Annotated in this window: 14 protein-coding genes; 5 read left to right on the top strand and 9 right to left on the bottom strand. The window is 39.8% G+C overall.

The annotated features are described in order from the left end of the window. Window positions 1-20: 20 nt before the first annotated feature. Complete coding sequence (locus CJ263_RS18450; RefSeq protein ID WP_094998622.1) at window positions 21-785, top strand: XRE family transcriptional regulator; 765 nt, start codon at window positions 21-23, stop codon at window positions 783-785. Between the two features lie 3 nt (window positions 786-788). On the opposite strand, the gene CJ263_RS18455 is transcribed toward CJ263_RS18450, so the two are convergent. The 4 genes from CJ263_RS18455 to CJ263_RS18470 all read right to left on the bottom strand — a co-directional run bounded on the left by CJ263_RS18455 (window position 789) and on the right by CJ263_RS18470 (window position 4,408). Next, the gene (locus CJ263_RS18455) at window positions 789-1,217 is read right to left on the bottom strand and encodes a GNAT family N-acetyltransferase (protein ID WP_094999312.1); all 429 of its coding nucleotides are present in this window, start codon (window positions 1,215-1,217) and stop codon (window positions 789-791) included. 70 nt (window positions 1,218-1,287) lie between these two features. Then, window positions 1,288-1,995: a hypothetical protein gene (locus CJ263_RS18460; protein WP_094998623.1), complete on the bottom strand. Its 708-nt coding sequence runs from the start codon at window positions 1,993-1,995 to the stop codon at window positions 1,288-1,290. 112 nt (window positions 1,996-2,107) lie between these two features. Further along, entirely contained in the window at window positions 2,108-3,793 is a 1,686-nt protein-coding gene (gene ggt, locus CJ263_RS18465) for a gamma-glutamyltransferase (RefSeq protein ID WP_094998624.1), read from the bottom strand. A 21-nt stretch (window positions 3,794-3,814) separates the two neighbouring features. Beyond that, window positions 3,815-4,408, bottom strand: coding sequence for an acyl carrier protein phosphodiesterase (locus tag CJ263_RS18470; RefSeq protein WP_094998625.1), 594 nt, complete (start codon window positions 4,406-4,408; stop codon window positions 3,815-3,817). Between the two features lie 94 nt (window positions 4,409-4,502). Here CJ263_RS18470 and glmM point away from each other — a divergent pair, with 94 nt between their 5' ends. Then, the gene (gene glmM, locus CJ263_RS18475) at window positions 4,503-5,891 is read left to right on the top strand and encodes a phosphoglucosamine mutase (protein ID WP_094998626.1); all 1,389 of its coding nucleotides are present in this window, start codon (window positions 4,503-4,505) and stop codon (window positions 5,889-5,891) included. On the opposite strand, the gene CJ263_RS18480 is transcribed toward glmM, so the two are convergent. Continuing rightward, window positions 5,888-6,874, bottom strand: a complete 987-nt coding sequence (locus tag CJ263_RS18480; protein WP_094998627.1) for a sterol desaturase family protein — start codon at window positions 6,872-6,874, stop codon at window positions 5,888-5,890. The genes glmM and CJ263_RS18480 overlap by 4 nt on opposite strands. Before the next feature lie 91 nt (window positions 6,875-6,965). Beyond that, on the bottom strand, window positions 6,966-7,862 hold the full coding sequence (locus tag CJ263_RS18485) for a lysophospholipid acyltransferase family protein (RefSeq protein WP_094998628.1): 897 nt from the start codon (window positions 7,860-7,862) through the stop codon (window positions 6,966-6,968). Between the two features lie 57 nt (window positions 7,863-7,919). Here CJ263_RS18485 and CJ263_RS18490 point away from each other — a divergent pair, with 57 nt between their 5' ends. Continuing rightward, window positions 7,920-8,573, top strand: a complete 654-nt coding sequence (locus tag CJ263_RS18490; RefSeq protein WP_094998629.1) for a rhomboid family intramembrane serine protease — start codon at window positions 7,920-7,922, stop codon at window positions 8,571-8,573. Window positions 8,574-8,707: 134 nt separating this feature from the next. Then, the gene (locus tag CJ263_RS18495; RefSeq protein ID WP_094998630.1) at window positions 8,708-10,363 is read left to right on the top strand and encodes an LVIVD repeat-containing protein; all 1,656 of its coding nucleotides are present in this window, start codon (window positions 8,708-8,710) and stop codon (window positions 10,361-10,363) included. 78 nt (window positions 10,364-10,441) lie between these two features. Here CJ263_RS18495 and CJ263_RS18500 read toward each other — a convergent pair whose 3' ends face one another. Together CJ263_RS18500 and CJ263_RS18505 are read right to left on the bottom strand one after the other, a co-directional pair. Further along, window positions 10,442-11,575: a TlpA disulfide reductase family protein gene (locus CJ263_RS18500; protein WP_094998631.1), complete on the bottom strand. Its 1,134-nt coding sequence runs from the start codon at window positions 11,573-11,575 to the stop codon at window positions 10,442-10,444. Between the two features lie 107 nt (window positions 11,576-11,682). Beyond that, complete coding sequence (locus CJ263_RS18505; RefSeq protein WP_094998632.1) at window positions 11,683-12,180, bottom strand: hypothetical protein; 498 nt, start codon at window positions 12,178-12,180, stop codon at window positions 11,683-11,685. A 93-nt stretch (window positions 12,181-12,273) separates the two neighbouring features. On the opposite strand from CJ263_RS18505, the gene CJ263_RS18510 reads away from it, so the two are divergent. Beyond that, window positions 12,274-15,180 (top strand): FAD-binding and (Fe-S)-binding domain-containing protein, encoded by a 2,907-nt coding sequence (locus tag CJ263_RS18510; protein WP_094998633.1) that lies wholly within the window; start codon window positions 12,274-12,276, stop codon window positions 15,178-15,180. Here the strand turns inward: CJ263_RS18510 and CJ263_RS18515 are convergent. After that, a complete protein-coding gene (locus CJ263_RS18515; protein WP_094998634.1) occupies window positions 15,172-16,035 on the bottom strand; it encodes a UDP-2,3-diacylglucosamine diphosphatase in 864 nt (287 codons plus the stop codon). The genes CJ263_RS18510 and CJ263_RS18515 overlap by 9 nt on opposite strands. Between the last annotated feature and the right edge of the window lie 67 nt (window positions 16,036-16,102).

The following is a 16,102-nucleotide window of genomic DNA, read 5'->3' on the forward strand; positions in this document are numbered from 1 at the left end:
CATATTGACTATATTTGAATATGGAAAATGAACTGACGCTCAAAAGATTTATTGATATCCGCAGGGAACTAGGATACACCCAAGCTGAATTTGCCGAGCTTTTAGGCATTAAAAATACGACTGCTGATATTGAAAGGGGAAGGACCAAACTATCCGGAAAAGTGGTCTCGGAGCTTCTGAAACAGTTTAAGATTAACCCCTTGTGGTTGTTTGGGGAAAGCGACAACCAATATTTAGAAACTTCCCAAGTAAGTGTGATTCCCAAAGTGGTTACTGTAGATAGCGCCGACCGTGACAATATGGTTTTAGTTAATGCAAAGGCCGCCGCCGGATATCCCCAAAACATTTCAGATACGAGTTGGTACCAACAGCTACCAGCGTTTGATTTGCCAATACCAGAATTTAGGAACGCTACATATCGTGGCTTTCAAGTGGAAGGAGATAGTATGCTTCCCAATCTTAGACCTGGCGAGTGGGTTTTGGCCAGGGCCATAGAACATATTGACCATGTGAGTGCCAACAAAATGTACGTGGTGGTATTACAGGATTCGGTCATGGTCAAAAAAATTGAAAAAAGACCAAATTCCAACAATATTACCTTGGTTTCCTTGAACGAAACATATCCACCATACGAAATAAAACCCTTTTTGATTCAGGAGATATGGGAAGTAAGTAGTAAGATTACCTTCAATGTAGATGCAACCACTGATAGTGGCCTTTTACGACAGTTACAGGAATCCATGCAAGAGCTCAAAAGTCAATTGCAACACGTTAAGAAAGTATAGGTGCTAATCCAATTTTTTAATGTAAAGTCCGCTGTTCTTTAAAGTAAAGCCTAAACTTTTATAGAGACTGATGGCGGCAGTTCGATGATGACCGCTGAAAAGGAGCACATCATCAAGCTTTCTTTTTTTAGCTTGTTGAAGTAATACTTCCATGAGTTTTCTTCCGATTCCCTGTCCTCTGTAATTTTCTGATACAATAACATCCTCTATCATTCCTTTGTGCCCCGAAACTACTTTGTAATTGACCATCATCGCGATACCAACAAGTTTGTCGTCATCAAAACAGGCGGCTATATCAATATATTCTTCGTCATATAATATTTCTTCCAAGGAAAGCTGTTTCAGTTCGGAATTAAGCTGCAGGTATAACTTGGATAGTTGTTCCTGTAAATCCTGGGTTAAATCCTTTTCAGCTAAAAGTTTAATTTCCATTGTTTTGGCAGTTGGAATTTTTAATTTGTTTATTAGGATTTGTACTTGAATTTGTGTTTGATTTTTTAGACTATCGATTATACCCTCTAACATCGCCCATGGAAATTTCTAAAGGTCCCATGACATGGGTCTTGGGCAGAAATGCGCCACTATCGGTAACCAGCCAATCGTCCCAAGTAGCTTCAACACCCCCTATAGGTATAATTTTCACCCACATTTTAAAACTTTTAGGGAATCCACTAGGTTGTAAAATCCATAAATAGGAATCCCCCGGAGTAGTGCCACCACTGTTGAAGGTAACCAACAAACCTTCCGAACCATCTTCTAAAGCGACCACTTCCCGCCGCGTTCCAGGGTCAAAAACCTTGTACGGTGCCACCAACCAAAAGGAATCATTGTTGAACATGGAAACGGCATCTTCTATGACATCCTCGTTCTCTTTGGCATTTAGTCGTTCTCCGTTTCTATATCCTATACTGGATTCTGTAGCAATGAGGTCCAAATTGACTCTGTAATCGTCCCATTGGACCTCCACCTTTTTATTATTCCTGTCCCACTTATATAAATGGGAGCCATCCCTAAAAGACCATTCAATGAATCGGGTGTTTTTATATTGATCATAGTTTAAGGAGTTCAACATTTTTTGGGCCAGGGCATCCGCCTCCGGTCCCGACCTGCCTTCTGGCAAGGGTTCGTTGTATAAGGCATAGATTGTTCCAAAGGCGATTACGATTACTAAAACAATAATACCTAGGATTCGTAATAATTTTTTAAGCATATTTTTTACTATTTGCTGTTCGCTATTGGTTGCCGATTGTTGGTTATAGGAAAATTAAAACTTTTCATTTTGAGCTTGTACTTGTACTTGAATTTGAGTTTGACACTTGAATTTAATATCCAACTGCGGCATCGTCACCTCGCTTATCGGCACCACCTTCCAGTTTTCCATCGGGTAAAACCCGAATGGCATCCACTTTTCCTATTATAGGAGTTCTTTCTTCGTTAATGATATATCCTTTGGATTTCATTTCTTCCTTAAGGGTATCCGGAAATCCTTCCGGTTCAAAAATGACCATGTCCGGCAACCATTGATGATGAAAACGTGGAGCGTTAACCGCTTCCTGCATGCTCATATCAAACTCATAGGCGTTCAAAATGGTTTGGGCCACTGCTGTTATTATGGTAGAACCACCCGGAGTACCTACTACCATCCAAAGTTTACCATCCTTTTCCACTATGGTAGGAGTCATACTACTCAACATTCGTTTTTCGGGTGCAATACTATTGGCTTCCGCACCTATTAAACCAAACATATTGGGAACGCCAGGCTTTGCACTAAAATCATCCATTTCATTATTGAGAAAAAATCCCAGTTCGTCAGAATATAGCTTGGAACCATAGGCTCCGTTCAAGGTTGTGGTGACCGAGACGGCATTGCCTTCGGCATCAACGATAGAGTAGTGGGTGGTCTCCATACTTTCTACAATCTCTACATTACCACGTTCTACATCCGAGGATTTAGTGGCCTTTTCAAAAGAAAAGTTCTTCATGCGTTCCTCCAAGTAAGCATTGGATAACAGTACATCCAAAGGTATATCCACAAAATCAGGGTCTCCAAGATAATAGTTACGGTCCGCATACGCTCTACGTGCAGCTTCGGTAAACAATTGAACGGTCTTAGCAGAATTATGTCCAAAATCGGCAACATCATAGGGTTCTATCATCTTGAATATTTGATTGATTGTCACTCCCCCGCTACTTGGAGGACTCATGGATATGATTCGTAGATCTTTATAATTGAATATAATAGGTTGCCTCCATACCGCTTGGTACTTTTCTAAATCCTCTTCGGTAATAAATCCTCCATGTTCCTGAATGAAGGCCGCCAATTTTTGAGCGGTTTCCCCTTTGTAGAATCCGTCGCGTCCCTGCTCAGCAATCTTTCGCATCGTATTGGCCAAAGCAGGATATTTGATAATATCTCCTTCCTTGTAAACTGTTGCAAATTTTGTGCTATCGCCATTAACTTCTATAAACTTGTCCCGTTGGCTAGCTAATCTTCTTTCTTGGTTGGCGGTAACGGGAACCCCTTTTTCGGCCAGTGCGATTACGGGTTCAAATATTTCTTCCAAGGGAAGGGAACCAAATTTTTTATGAACCTCTATAATACCCGCAACGGTACCCGGTACACCGACAGCAGTGGCGCCCACGGTACTCATATTGGGAATTACATTGCCAAGAGAATCCAAATACATATCCTTGTGTCCTGCTAAGGGGGCTTTTTCCCTATAGTCCAAACCACCAACGTCTCCATCTGCCTTTCGGTAAACCATAAATCCACCACCCCCAAGATTTCCAGCAAAGGGATACGCTACTACTAGGGCCATTTCCGTCGCTACCATAGCGTCAAAGGCATTGCCCCCCTTTTTCATGATTTCCACACCAATTTTGGAGGCCTCCTCACGAGCTGAGACCACCATGGCCTTATCGGTAACTAAACCAGTTGGATCGGAAGCTGACTTTCTGCAATTTGTTAATACTAATAAGCCAAGAAAAAGAAAGGAAAGTTTTTTCATTTAAAGTTCTATTAGGTTGATTTAAATTGGTTTTAAAGAATTGTATTTGTGTTTGGAAAAGATAACCAATTCTTCAAAAAACAGGGTAAACTCTTTTTCAAAATCGTCATAATATTCCTCCAGGTCCAAAATGGCAAAATTCATTTTTGACCTGTTGCGGGTTCTACGGTTCATTCCATTTAGAACTCTTGCGATTCCATCCATTTTAGAATAATTCAACAACCAATTATCGGAAATCATGTAAGGCATCATATGTTTGGTGCCGTCTGGCAGATAATCATAATATTCTTCCAACAAGTCATAAAATTCGTCCACAAAGTGTTCCAAAGGAATATTGGAGTATTCCTTCCAATTTTTGGCTAAAAAATGGTCATAAAAAATATCTACGATTACCCTACTATAGTGGCCGTAGTTCTTATGAAGGCGCTTACTGCTCAGTTTGGGAATTTTATGCGTGTCCGTAAAGGTATCTATGGAGCGGTGCAATTGAATGCCCTGTTGAATTCTGTATGGTAAGTGCCGAAACTTGTTTCCCCGGATACTGTCCGCAATAAAATTACCAATGGTAATTTCCTTATCATTAAAGGAAAGATAAATATGGGCCAAGAAGTTCATTCAGCTAATATTTTTCTATAAAAGTCGAATTTACGAATTGGTAAACTTTCAAATAACCTTAGAGCTTTATATTTGCAAAAACTTAATTCAAATAATGACACTAATAAAATCAATTTCAGGAATACGAGGAACAATTGGAGGCAAGCCGGGCGATAACTTAACACCTATAGACGCGGTTAAATTTGCAGCTTCTTATGGTATTTGGCTTAAGGATTATTCCAAAAAGGACAAATTAAAAGTGGTGATTGGCCGAGATGCCCGACTTTCTGGTGAAATGATCCAAAATCTTGTTGTTTCTACCCTTGTAGGACTTGGAATCGATGTCATAGATTTGGATTTGTCCACCACCCCTACCGTAGAAATAGCCGTTCCTTTGGAAAAGGCGGATGGGGGAATCATACTTACCGCTAGTCATAACCCAAAACAATGGAACGCCCTAAAGTTGTTGAACGAGCGAGGAGAATTTTTGGACGCAGCCCAAGGTGCTAAAATTTTGGAAATAGCAGAAAAGGAGGATTTTGATTTTTCCGAAGTGGACGAATTGGGCGAAATTATTAAAAATGATAGTTATATCGATATACATATCGATGAAGTTCTAAACCTATCCCTGGTGGATGCAGATGTCATCAAAAAAGCAAAATTCAAGGTTGTTGTAGATGGGGTCAATTCTACAGGGGGAGTTGCTATTCCAAAGCTTTTAAAGGAACTGGGAGTAAAGGTCGTAAAATTGTATTGTGAGCCTACGGGCCACTTTCCCCATAACCCGGAGCCTTTAAAGGAACACCTGGGAGATATATGCAAATTGGTCGTTGAAGAAAAGGCCGATTTTGGTATCGTGGTAGACCCTGATGTTGACCGATTGGCCTTTATTAGCAATGATGGTGAAATGTTCGGTGAAGAATATACTTTGGTAGCCTGTGCGGATTATGTTCTTGGTAAAACAAAAGGAGATACGGTTTCCAACCTATCTTCATCCAGGGCATTAAGGGATATTACCCAAAAACATGGAGGAACATACGAGGCCGCGGCGGTTGGAGAAGTCAATGTGGTGACCAAAATGAAGGCGAATAATGCGATTATTGGTGGAGAAGGAAATGGAGGTATCATTTATCCCGAAAGCCATTATGGACGCGATGCCTTGGTAGGTACGGCTTTATTTCTGATGTTGATGTCTGAAAAAGGGGGAACAGTGGCCGAACTTAGGGCCAGCTACCCAAGTTATTTTATGAGCAAAAAGAAAATTGAACTTACTCCAGGGCTTGATGTTGACGGAATATTAAGTGCGATGGCCGACAAATATAAAGATGAAGAAATTTCCACCATTGATGGGGTAAAAATTGATTTTGCGGATAACTGGGTGCATTTGAGAAAATCGAATACGGAGCCCATCATCAGAATTTATACCGAAGCGAAAAGTCAGACCGAAGCGGATTCACTGGCAGACCGAATTATTAGTGAAATAAAGGAAGTGGCAGGAATCTAAGTCTTTCCTGTTAAATATTCAGATCTTACAATTTTAAATGTTTTATGTTCCCCTGTATGGCTCCATCCAGGGGGCATAAAAATATAGGCGAGCTTATTTTTAATTCCTGGGGCCTTCACTATATCCCTGCCTAAAGCTATAAATTCACCAAAATATACATCCATAAAATTACCGGAATTTACCTTCCGGGTAATGCCATATTCTGGTTTGGTATCGGGTTGTTCTTCTTGGTAGGTTCCAAAAACCCGATCCCAGATATTCAACAAATTACAAAAATTTGTATCCATATACAGCGGATTTCGGGCATGATGAACCCGATGATGGGAAGGCGTCAGCATAATTTTGTTCAAAAATCCGAATCGGGCATCTTTAATCATGTTTTCGCCCACATGTATGAAAGCGCCATAGGTACCATCTATGAACATGATCAAAAATAACATAGCGGGTTCCACTCCTAATAGTAAACACACGGTCGTACGTATAACATCGGCATAAGGTGCTTCAAGGAAAAAATGTGCATACGTGACCGATAGGTTCATGTCCTCCGGGGTATGGTGGGTAGCGTGTAAACACCAAAACAATCGAACCTTATGTCCAAGATAATGATAAATAAAATGTCCGAACTCCCATACGATATAGGCATATATAAACCAATACCACGTTGGGCCAGTTTTAATCAAGGCATAGGGCTCAAACCAACCGATACAAAGGGTTACCATTGCGATTGCGATAAACCTACCGACGAATCGGTTAAAAACATATATTAGAAAATTGACCTTGTAAACCTTGGTCTGTGGCTTTTTATAAACAAGTCCTAAAATGAACTCCAATAATACCAATAATGGTATAATTGGGAAAATCAGGCTTTGTACACCCTCAAAAGTTCTAAAGGAACTATAATCACCCGATTTAATGATTTCCCAAGCTTGGGAAATTCCCAAAAAACCAATGATTTCGTTGTAAATCGTTTCAAAAAATTCCATACCTTAAAATTCTGTTGCTCAAAATACCCTTTAAATATAAGATTTTAACAGAATAATTCGTCAGTAGGTAGCACTTTAAAAGAGGGTTTAACTAAGTCACCTTGGCAAAGTGAGCTGGGGTTTTATCCCTGTGTTTCCACCTCTTATGTGTCCATAAGTAGTGCTCGGGTCTTTCTTTTATCTGTTGTTCCGTCAACCTTAGAAAGGTTTCGGTGATTTCATTTTCTTCGGTATCTTTCCCATTCTCGGTAATGGGGATGAATTCCGCTTGGTAGTAGCCCCGTTTCACCTTACTGACCTTCAGAAAAACAACGGCCAAACCTAATTTTCGCGCCATGGTTTCCGCTCCGTTGAAAATAGGGACCTTTACACCCATAAATTCCGACCAATATTGTGCCCTATGGGCCTGAGGGGATTGATCACTGACCATACCGAAAATACCAATGACCCCATCTCGTTTATCCCTAACTACCGTTTTAACCGTTTGTTGTTGGGTGATTAAAGTAGTATTCCATCGTTCCCTCACCTTTTTAATGAACCGATCAAAATATTTATTACCTATTTTTTGATAAACGGCGTAACCCTTGGCTTGTACATAATTATTCATGCTCACGGTCCATTCCCAATTGGCATAATGTGAGCAAACCACCAAAATACTACGTTTTTTTTCAAGATTATTGATCACTTCAATATTGAGTACATTGTATTTTTTTTTAATCTGGTCTTTGGTCAAATTCATGGTCTTTACCATTTCGAGGAACATATCACACATGTGTTTATAGAATTTGCGTTCTATGCGATGAATCTCATCCTGGCCTTTCTCCGGAAACACAAGATTCAGGTTTTCCTGAACCACCTTTCTTCGGTATCCGATTACTTTATAGACCAAAAAAAACACGAAATCGGAAAAGCCATAAAATATCCGATGGGGTAGAATGGAAATTAGCCATAAAAATGGATAGACTAAAATAAAAACCAGCAGTTGCATACCTTCTAATATAAGGGCAAATATAGCTATATTTGAGGCCAATAATTATGGAACTGTATGTATAACTTGGACATTGCCACCATAGCCGTTATAGCTGCGAACATCATTGTATCCCTCAAAGGGTTTAACGATACCTTTTTCTTTGACCGTTATAAATTCAGTATAGGGGCAATTAAAAGCGGTCAAAAAGAAAGAATGCTTACCTCGGGATTTCTTCATGTAGACATAGCCCACCTCTTTTTTAATATGTTCACCTTGTATTTTTTCGCAGATGTGGTCATAGGTTGGTTTGGACAAGGGAAATTCATTGCCATATATTTCATAAGCCTTTTGGCAGGAAGCCTTTTGGCCTTATTTTTTCATAAAGACGAACCTTATTATAGTGCAGTAGGGGCCAGTGGAGCTGTGACTGGTGTTTTGTACTCTGCCATATTACTACAACCTAATGACAGTTTGTATTTGATGTTCATACCCATACCCATACCTGCCTATGTTCTTGGTATTGGATATTTACTCTATTCCATTTATGGCATGAAAAGTCGTTTGGGCAATATTGGCCACACGGCACATTTTGGTGGAGCGGTTGGTGGTTATTTAACAACACTACTATTTATGCCCAGTCTTCTGGGAACGGATACGCTTATGGTCATCTTATTGGCACTTCCCATTATTCTATTGTTTATTCTAGCCAAACTAGGAAAATTAAATTAAGTAATACTATTCTTACAAGAAAAATCGAATTAGGTATTTTTTATTGCATTTCATCGAAAAAGTCAAGTATATCATAAGGAAAAAGAGGTCGGTTCGTTGTTTAGAAACTAAATAAAAACCAAACTCTTTTACCCATGATAAGAAGATTCCCCATTTTAATCGCTGCAATAAACTCAATATTTTTTTCCTGTAGTGATGAAACGACTGTTTATGAAGACCCCAACAATAAAGAAAATTTAAGATTGGAGTCCAATGAAGTAATTTTAGAAAATAGTATCATGTATGACAAGGCCGGTGTACTTGATATATTGGATGAAGCTACGATTACGGGTAAGTATGCCTCGAGTGCAAAAGCACAACCCGCTGGGGATTATCCATTGACTTTGGTAGCCCAGGTAGATGTCCCCACGTTTCAGGGTGGCGAAAATCTAACGGCATCCCATGTAGTAGTTGATGGGGATTATGCTTATGTTTCCTATAATACGGTTGATGCTGGCTTTGTAGGAGCCGTAGATATCATAAATGTTAAAAACCCAAGAAATCCAAGGGTGACATCACGTTTGTATTACACAAATGCTGATATCAACGCCGTAGACTATGACAACGGATATGTATACTTAGCAGGTGGTGTAGACTCTGAACTTTCAGTAACGGCAACGGCCAATTCTTTTGTAGCTAAAATTTATGCTCCTAATGGAAGTTTTGACTTAGATGCTGGTATAACCTACGGATTTCAGGACGGTTACAATGCCACAGATGTAGAAGTGGTATCGGATAAAGTAATTGTTACCAGTGGTCAGGAAGGCTTTGTACGCGTATACAACAAGTCCGACTTAACTATGGTCGTAGAAGCACCATACGCCGATTTAAGGGCAGTAGCTGCTAACGAAACGAACATAGCTGTATTGGATGCAAGTGCCGGGGTATCCATTTTAGACCAAAGTCTGAACACGGTAAAGGATATTGCCATAGATTCGGATTTTGGAGTAAATACAAAGAGAACCCTTGATTTTTACGGTGAAAACATTATCGTTTCGGAAGGTTCCAAAGGAGCTGGCGTTTATAATGGAAGTACAGGTAATTTTGTAGAGTATGTTCCTATTTTACTGGATCCGGAGACCGTTGATGATGCCGATGTGGTGACCAATGCCGTGGCAACAAACGAAAATGTGCTTTTGATGGCCAACGGTGGTGCAGGCCTGTGCCTTTCTGAGGACAAAGAGAATGCAGACACCAGCCTAGTTGGAATCATTCAGTTAGAGGGTTCCATAAATTTTGTAGCCTCAAAGGATGACTATATTTTTGCAGCTTCCGGATTGGAAGGATTGCAAATTATTAAATTGAATAGGCCAGATGAAAGTTTGGCAGCTCGTTGCTCCGATTTAATAGCCTATTCTGGAAGTGCTAACCTTAATGTGAATGGGGGTGAAAACCTATCTTTTCGTGGTTCTAAAAGGTTTAATAGTTTAAATATAGGTGGTTCACTATTACTTTGCGGATCATGGACAGTAAAAGAAAATGTCAATATTAACCAAGATGGGCTTTTTGAGATGAACGGAACATTTGTGGTAGGACGTAATAACAGGAAGAGAAACGTAAATGTAAATAATGGAGCCAAGTTACGAGTAGAAGGTAATCTTGCTATCTATGGAGATTTAGTCTTGAACGATGGCGCCACAATTGAATTTATTGGAGAGGATTCCGTAGTTAATATCTTTGGAAGAGTAATAAGGAATGGCGATACAAATGTCACTGGAACTTTTAGGGATATTAGAAATAAATTCCAATAATTTTTTAAAAGCATAATCATATAAAAAAAGCCCGAACGACTTATCCGTTCGGGCTTTTTTATTCTAGCAAATGCACTGTTAGTTTAGCAGCTCGGCCACTTTTTGCTCCAAAGCAGGGCCACGTAAGTCTTTTGCCACGATTACTCCATTTTCATCCAATAAGAAAGCAGCGGGAATGGCTTCTACATTATAAAGTTTGGCAATTTCATCATCAAAATAGGCAATATTAGAAATGTGGTTCCAATCTAACCCATCATCTTCAATGGCTTTTTTCCAAGCATCAGCGGTTCTGTCCAAGGAAACACCCACTATATTCAATCCTTTGTCGTGATACTTTTCATAAACTGAAACGATATTTGGGTTTTCAGCCCTACAAGGTCTGCACCAAGCCGCCCAAAAATCAACCAAGGTGGCCTTGCCCAGCAATTTTTTTAGCTCCAAGGTTTTACCTTCCGGGTTTGGTCCCGAAAAGTTGGGGGCCGTGGCACCAATGGAAGTGTTTTTCTCCGATTCCTCGGCTTGTTTAAGTTTATCCAAAAGCTCCATAATATTTTTCCCAGGCTTGGACTGTTTTATTTCTTCCGAAAAGGCATCGTACAACTTCTGTGCCTCAGAAGAATCAACAGTTTTGGTACTGATGGCCCTTTCCAAAAGCAATGCGGAAATGAGTGCATTAGGATTTTCCTTAACAAATTTAGTTTCAAATCCCTGATATTCTTCTGTGAGTTCCTGCATTTCGTCCCTTAAAGCTGCGATGCTTTCAGGAGTTCCACCTGAGGTTGTAGCTCGTTGCAAATCCTCTTGAATAGACTTCGCCTGGAGTGAAATTTTTCTGGATTCTTCCATATAATTGGAGAAGTAGTCATTTTGAGGGGTTCCTCCAATTTCTGCAAAACCAAGGCTATCAATGGAAGCTTCGAATTCAATTTCGCCATTTTCAAGAATAACAGCGGTATACCCTTTCGTATTGTCCACAAAAATATAATAAAGCTCCGGTTTTTCAGAAGTGCCCGTAAACTCGAATTTACCTTCCTTAATGGTCGTGGTATCCACTTCTATGGGTTGATTTCCTTCACCAATGGTTTTTAAAAAAACCTGTGTCCCGTCTTCCAAGTCACCTCTTAAGGAACCGTTAATGGTGAACCCCTCTGGTGATTGATTACAGCTTTGGGTCAGTATTAACCCAAATAAAAGCAATAGTAAATTTCTCATGTTATCTTTTTAATGAAGTGCAAAGGTAATTATATTCTATAATAGCATAAAAAAGCCCTTCAACAAAATGCTGAAGGGCTTTGGTTTGTATATAAAAGTTGAGTTGCCTAAAATTGATATCTGACTCCTAATCCTATATCAAAGTCAAAATTATCTGAAAATCCATCGTAACCCAACACTCCAATTTCTGGTCTAAAATCCAAGGATAGCAACAAGGGAATATCAAAATTATATTCAACGCCTATATCACCTGCCGCAAAAACGAATAGGCCGCCATCGCCGTCATAATTTGGTATTCCTGGACTAAAATCAACACTTCCAACTCCTCCTCCTACACCGTAATACCAGTTAAAACCACCATCTATAGGTCTTACCCATTGATAAAGTCCAGCCAGTTTAAAGGCGTCATAATTTCTACTATCCCTCCAACCAAGGTCAAATTCTGCCCTGTTTGTTCTTCCAATGGATTTTTGATAGGATATTTCAGCTCCAAAACCATCACTGTCACCCAAACGCAAACCTATGGCATGGTCAGATATTTCCTGGGCGCTCATGGAAATTGTACTTATAAATGCGATGAGGGATAAAAATTTTAAAATCTTCATATATTCTAGTTTTAAATTATTAACAAAAAGCGACAATCATGGTTGTGTCGCTCACACAATAAAACTTAATTTAGCGGTCAAAATTGTGCTACCTTGAATTTATTATTATCTCGTTTAGAAAAGAATTTACAGGGAGAATTACGAGTAGATGACTTGTACAAGTCCTTGTATGCAACCGATGCCTCCGTATACCGAAAAATTCCATTGGCGGTAGCCTTTCCTGAGACCAAGGATGATATTAAAAATCTTATTGCTTTTGCCAATGAGCATAAAATTGGTATTATTCCAAGAACTGCAGGTACATCACTTGCAGGGCAATGTGTTGGTGACGGTATAGTTGTAGATGTGTCACGGCACTTTACGGAGATTATCCATTTGGATAAGGAAAGGAAACAAGTAACGGTACAACCTGGTGTAATCCGAGATGAACTAAATCTTTTTTTGAAACCATTTGGTCTTTTCTTCGGTCCAAATACATCCACCTCCAATAGGTGTATGATAGGGGGAATGGTTGGCAACAATTCCTCCGGAACCACTTCCATCCAATATGGGGTGACACGGGACAAAGTGGTTTCCATGAAAACTATTCTATCCGATGGCAGCGAAGCTGAATTCAAGGGACTTTCTTCTTCGGAAATAGAACAAAAAAAATCTCTAAGTAGATTTGAATCTTTAGTTTATACCAATGTTATTAAAGAATTGGATGATAAGGAAATACAAAATGAAATCAATAAAGAATTTCCCAAACCATCCATTCATAGAAGAAACACGGGTTACGCCGTAGACGAACTTTTAAAATCCCAAGTTTTTGGAGGCCAGGAACCTTACCTAAATTTAGCCCAATTACTTTGTGGGAGTGAAGGAACTTTGGCCTTTACTACGGAAATTACTTTACAATTGGATGACCTTCCGCCCAAGCTTTCGGCCATGGTTGTAACCCATTACCGTACGCTGGAGGATTGTCTTATGGATGTGGTCCCCGTAATGCAACATTCCCTGTACTTGTGCGAGATGATGGATAAGGTCATTTTGGATTGCACCAAAAACAACAGGTCCCAAATGGCGAATCGATTCTTTGTAGAAGGAGATCCGGCTGCATTGTTAATGCTTCAGGTAAGCGCAGATGACGAACAGGCTTTGGATATAGAGGTCAAAAAACTTATGGCTACTATTGAAGAATCTGGCCTTAGTTATGCGAATCCTGTGCTAATTGGTGACAGTATCAATAAGGCTATAGAATTGAGAAAGGCCGGACTGGGTCTGCTTGGCAATATCGTGGGAGACATGAAAGCCGTTGCCTGTATAGAGGATACCGCAGTTGCAGTAGAAGATTTAAAAGAATTTATTGGGGAATTCACCCAAATCATGAAAGGATATGGTCAGAGTGCCGTATACTATGCCCACGCCGGTGCTGGGGAGCTCCATTTAAGACCTATACTCAACCTTAAAAAATCAGGGGATGTTAAACTTTTTAGGAATATTACAACAGATGTTGCCAAACTCACAAAAAAATACAAAGGATCCTTTAGCGGAGAACACGGGGACGGCATCGTGAGGGCGGAGTTTCTACCTTTGATGATTGGTGATAACAATTACCAACTTTTAAAAAGGATAAAATCCTATTTTGACCCCAATAATATTTTTAATCCAGGGAAGATTGTAGATGCCTATCCCATGGATGAATCCTTCCGGTATGAAATCAATAGAAAAGAGCCAGAAATAAACACGTTGATGGATTTTTCGGACAGTGAAGGCATACTTAAAGCTGCCGAAAAATGTAATGGTAGCGGGGATTGCCGCAAGACACATCATATGAATGGGGGTATGTGCCCCAGTTATCATGTCACAAAGAACGAAAAGGACACCACAAGGGGCAGGGCCAATGCCCTTAGGGAGTTCCTAACGAATCCTGAAAAATCCAATGCATTTGACCGGAAAGAACTCAAGGAAGTTTTTGACCTCTGTCTAAGCTGCAAGGCCTGCGCCAGTGAATGTCCAAGCAATGTGGATGTCGCAACCTTAAAAGCAGAGTTTTTGTACCAATATCAAGAATCGAATGGATATCCTTTACGAGGAAAATTGTTCGCTTACAATACGAGTTTAAACAAATTGGGTAGCAAGGTTCCCGGACTGACCAATGCGTTATATGCTTCAAAACTATTGGGCGGGTTACTAAAGAAAACATCCGGGGTTGCCCAAGAAAGACACCTACCAAAAGTTTATAGTGTTGATTTTAATAAGCACCTTCAACATATTAGTAAACAATATTCTATATCAAAACGAAAAGTTGTATTATATATTGACGAGTTTACAAGATATTTGGACGTAGAGGTAGGCAAGGACGCTATAGAATTGTTGGTGAAACTGGGATACGAGGTAGAACTTTTTTATGCCGAAAGCGGAAGGACCTATTTGTCAAAAGGGTTTTTGAGACAAGCTAAAAAATTGGTAGACAGGAATACCGGGAAGTTACATCACTTTTCCTCACAAGGGTGGCCGGTTCTTGGTTTGGAGCCTTCTGCCGTTTTATCCTTTAGAGACGAATATAAGCGGTTATCCAATGATAGGGAAATAGCGGAGGCTATATCAAACAATTGCTTTTTAATAGAGGAATTCCTGGCAAGGGAGATTCAGAAGGGCGTGTTGGAGTCATCCATGTTCACCGAAGAAATGGCAGATATTAAAATACACAACCATTGCCATCAAAAGGCTTTGAGCAACCAAAAAGTAACCTTTGACATACTCAATCTCCCTAAAAACTACAAGGTGACTATTATTCCATCCGGATGCTGCGGTATGGCAGGTTCCTTCGGTTATGAAAGGGAACATTATGAAATCAGCATGAAGGTAGGTGGGCTAAAGTTGTTTCCTGCCATTAAAAATGCGACGAGCGATACGATTATCGCTGCAAACGGTACAAGCTGTAGGCATCAAATATTTGACGGAACCAAAAGAATCGCCCATCACCCAGTAAGTATATTGGCCAAGGCCTTAAAATAGTTTGGGCTTATGTGGATGAATATTTTTTTCAACTTCCTTTAACTCAATGGAAGCCATAAGTTGCTCAATGTTCATCTCTTTTAAAGCTTCGTCCATAAAGAATGGGGATAGCTTGTCATTTTTGTAATGATACATTTTCCATCGCTTAAGCGAATATTCCAATGCCGTAAGGTTTTCCACCCAATCCCCGGAATTAAGGTAGGTAATGGTACCTGCACTGTTTTCAACTAGTGCCTTTTTAGGCTTATGGATGTGCCCGCATATCACGCAATCGAAGCGGTTCTGTATGGCCACGTCAATAACGGTGTCCTCAAAATTGGAAATATACTTTTCCGACTTTTTTTCATCCTTTTTGATTTTATTAGCCAAGGAATATTTTTCTCTTCCAAGCCTTTTTAAAAACCAATTGTTCAATTTGTTGATTGTGACCAATAGGCCGAAACCAAAACTCCCAAGTTGGGCAATCCACCTACCATTTATCCATGGAATGTCAAAAACATCGCCATGAAAGAACCACATTTTTTTACCATTCAGGTTTAAAACCAGCTTACGGGAAAATTTAATATTTCCCAAGGAGATGTTGGCAAAGGTTTTTGGAGCTTCGTCATGATTCCCCATAATATAGTATACTTCCGTACCCTTGGAAGCCATGGAAACGATTTTCTTGATGACATTCAAATGGGAAGTTGGGAAATAACTTTTCTTAAATTGCCATATGTCCACGATATCCCCGTTTAGCACAAGAATTTTGGGCTGTATGCTGCACAAGTAAGCCAAGAGTTCATCGGCATAGGAATCGTAAGTCCCCAAATGAACATCGGAAATAACGGCTATTTCCAGTTTCCTCTTTTTCATCCCAGAAATTTCTACAAAAATAAACCTATTGGTATCGGGAAAGGCTAACTACCATATCATCAATTGA

It is taken from the genome of Maribacter cobaltidurans (assembly GCF_002269385.1).
Lineage (GTDB): Bacteria > Bacteroidota > Bacteroidia > Flavobacteriales > Flavobacteriaceae > Maribacter > Maribacter cobaltidurans.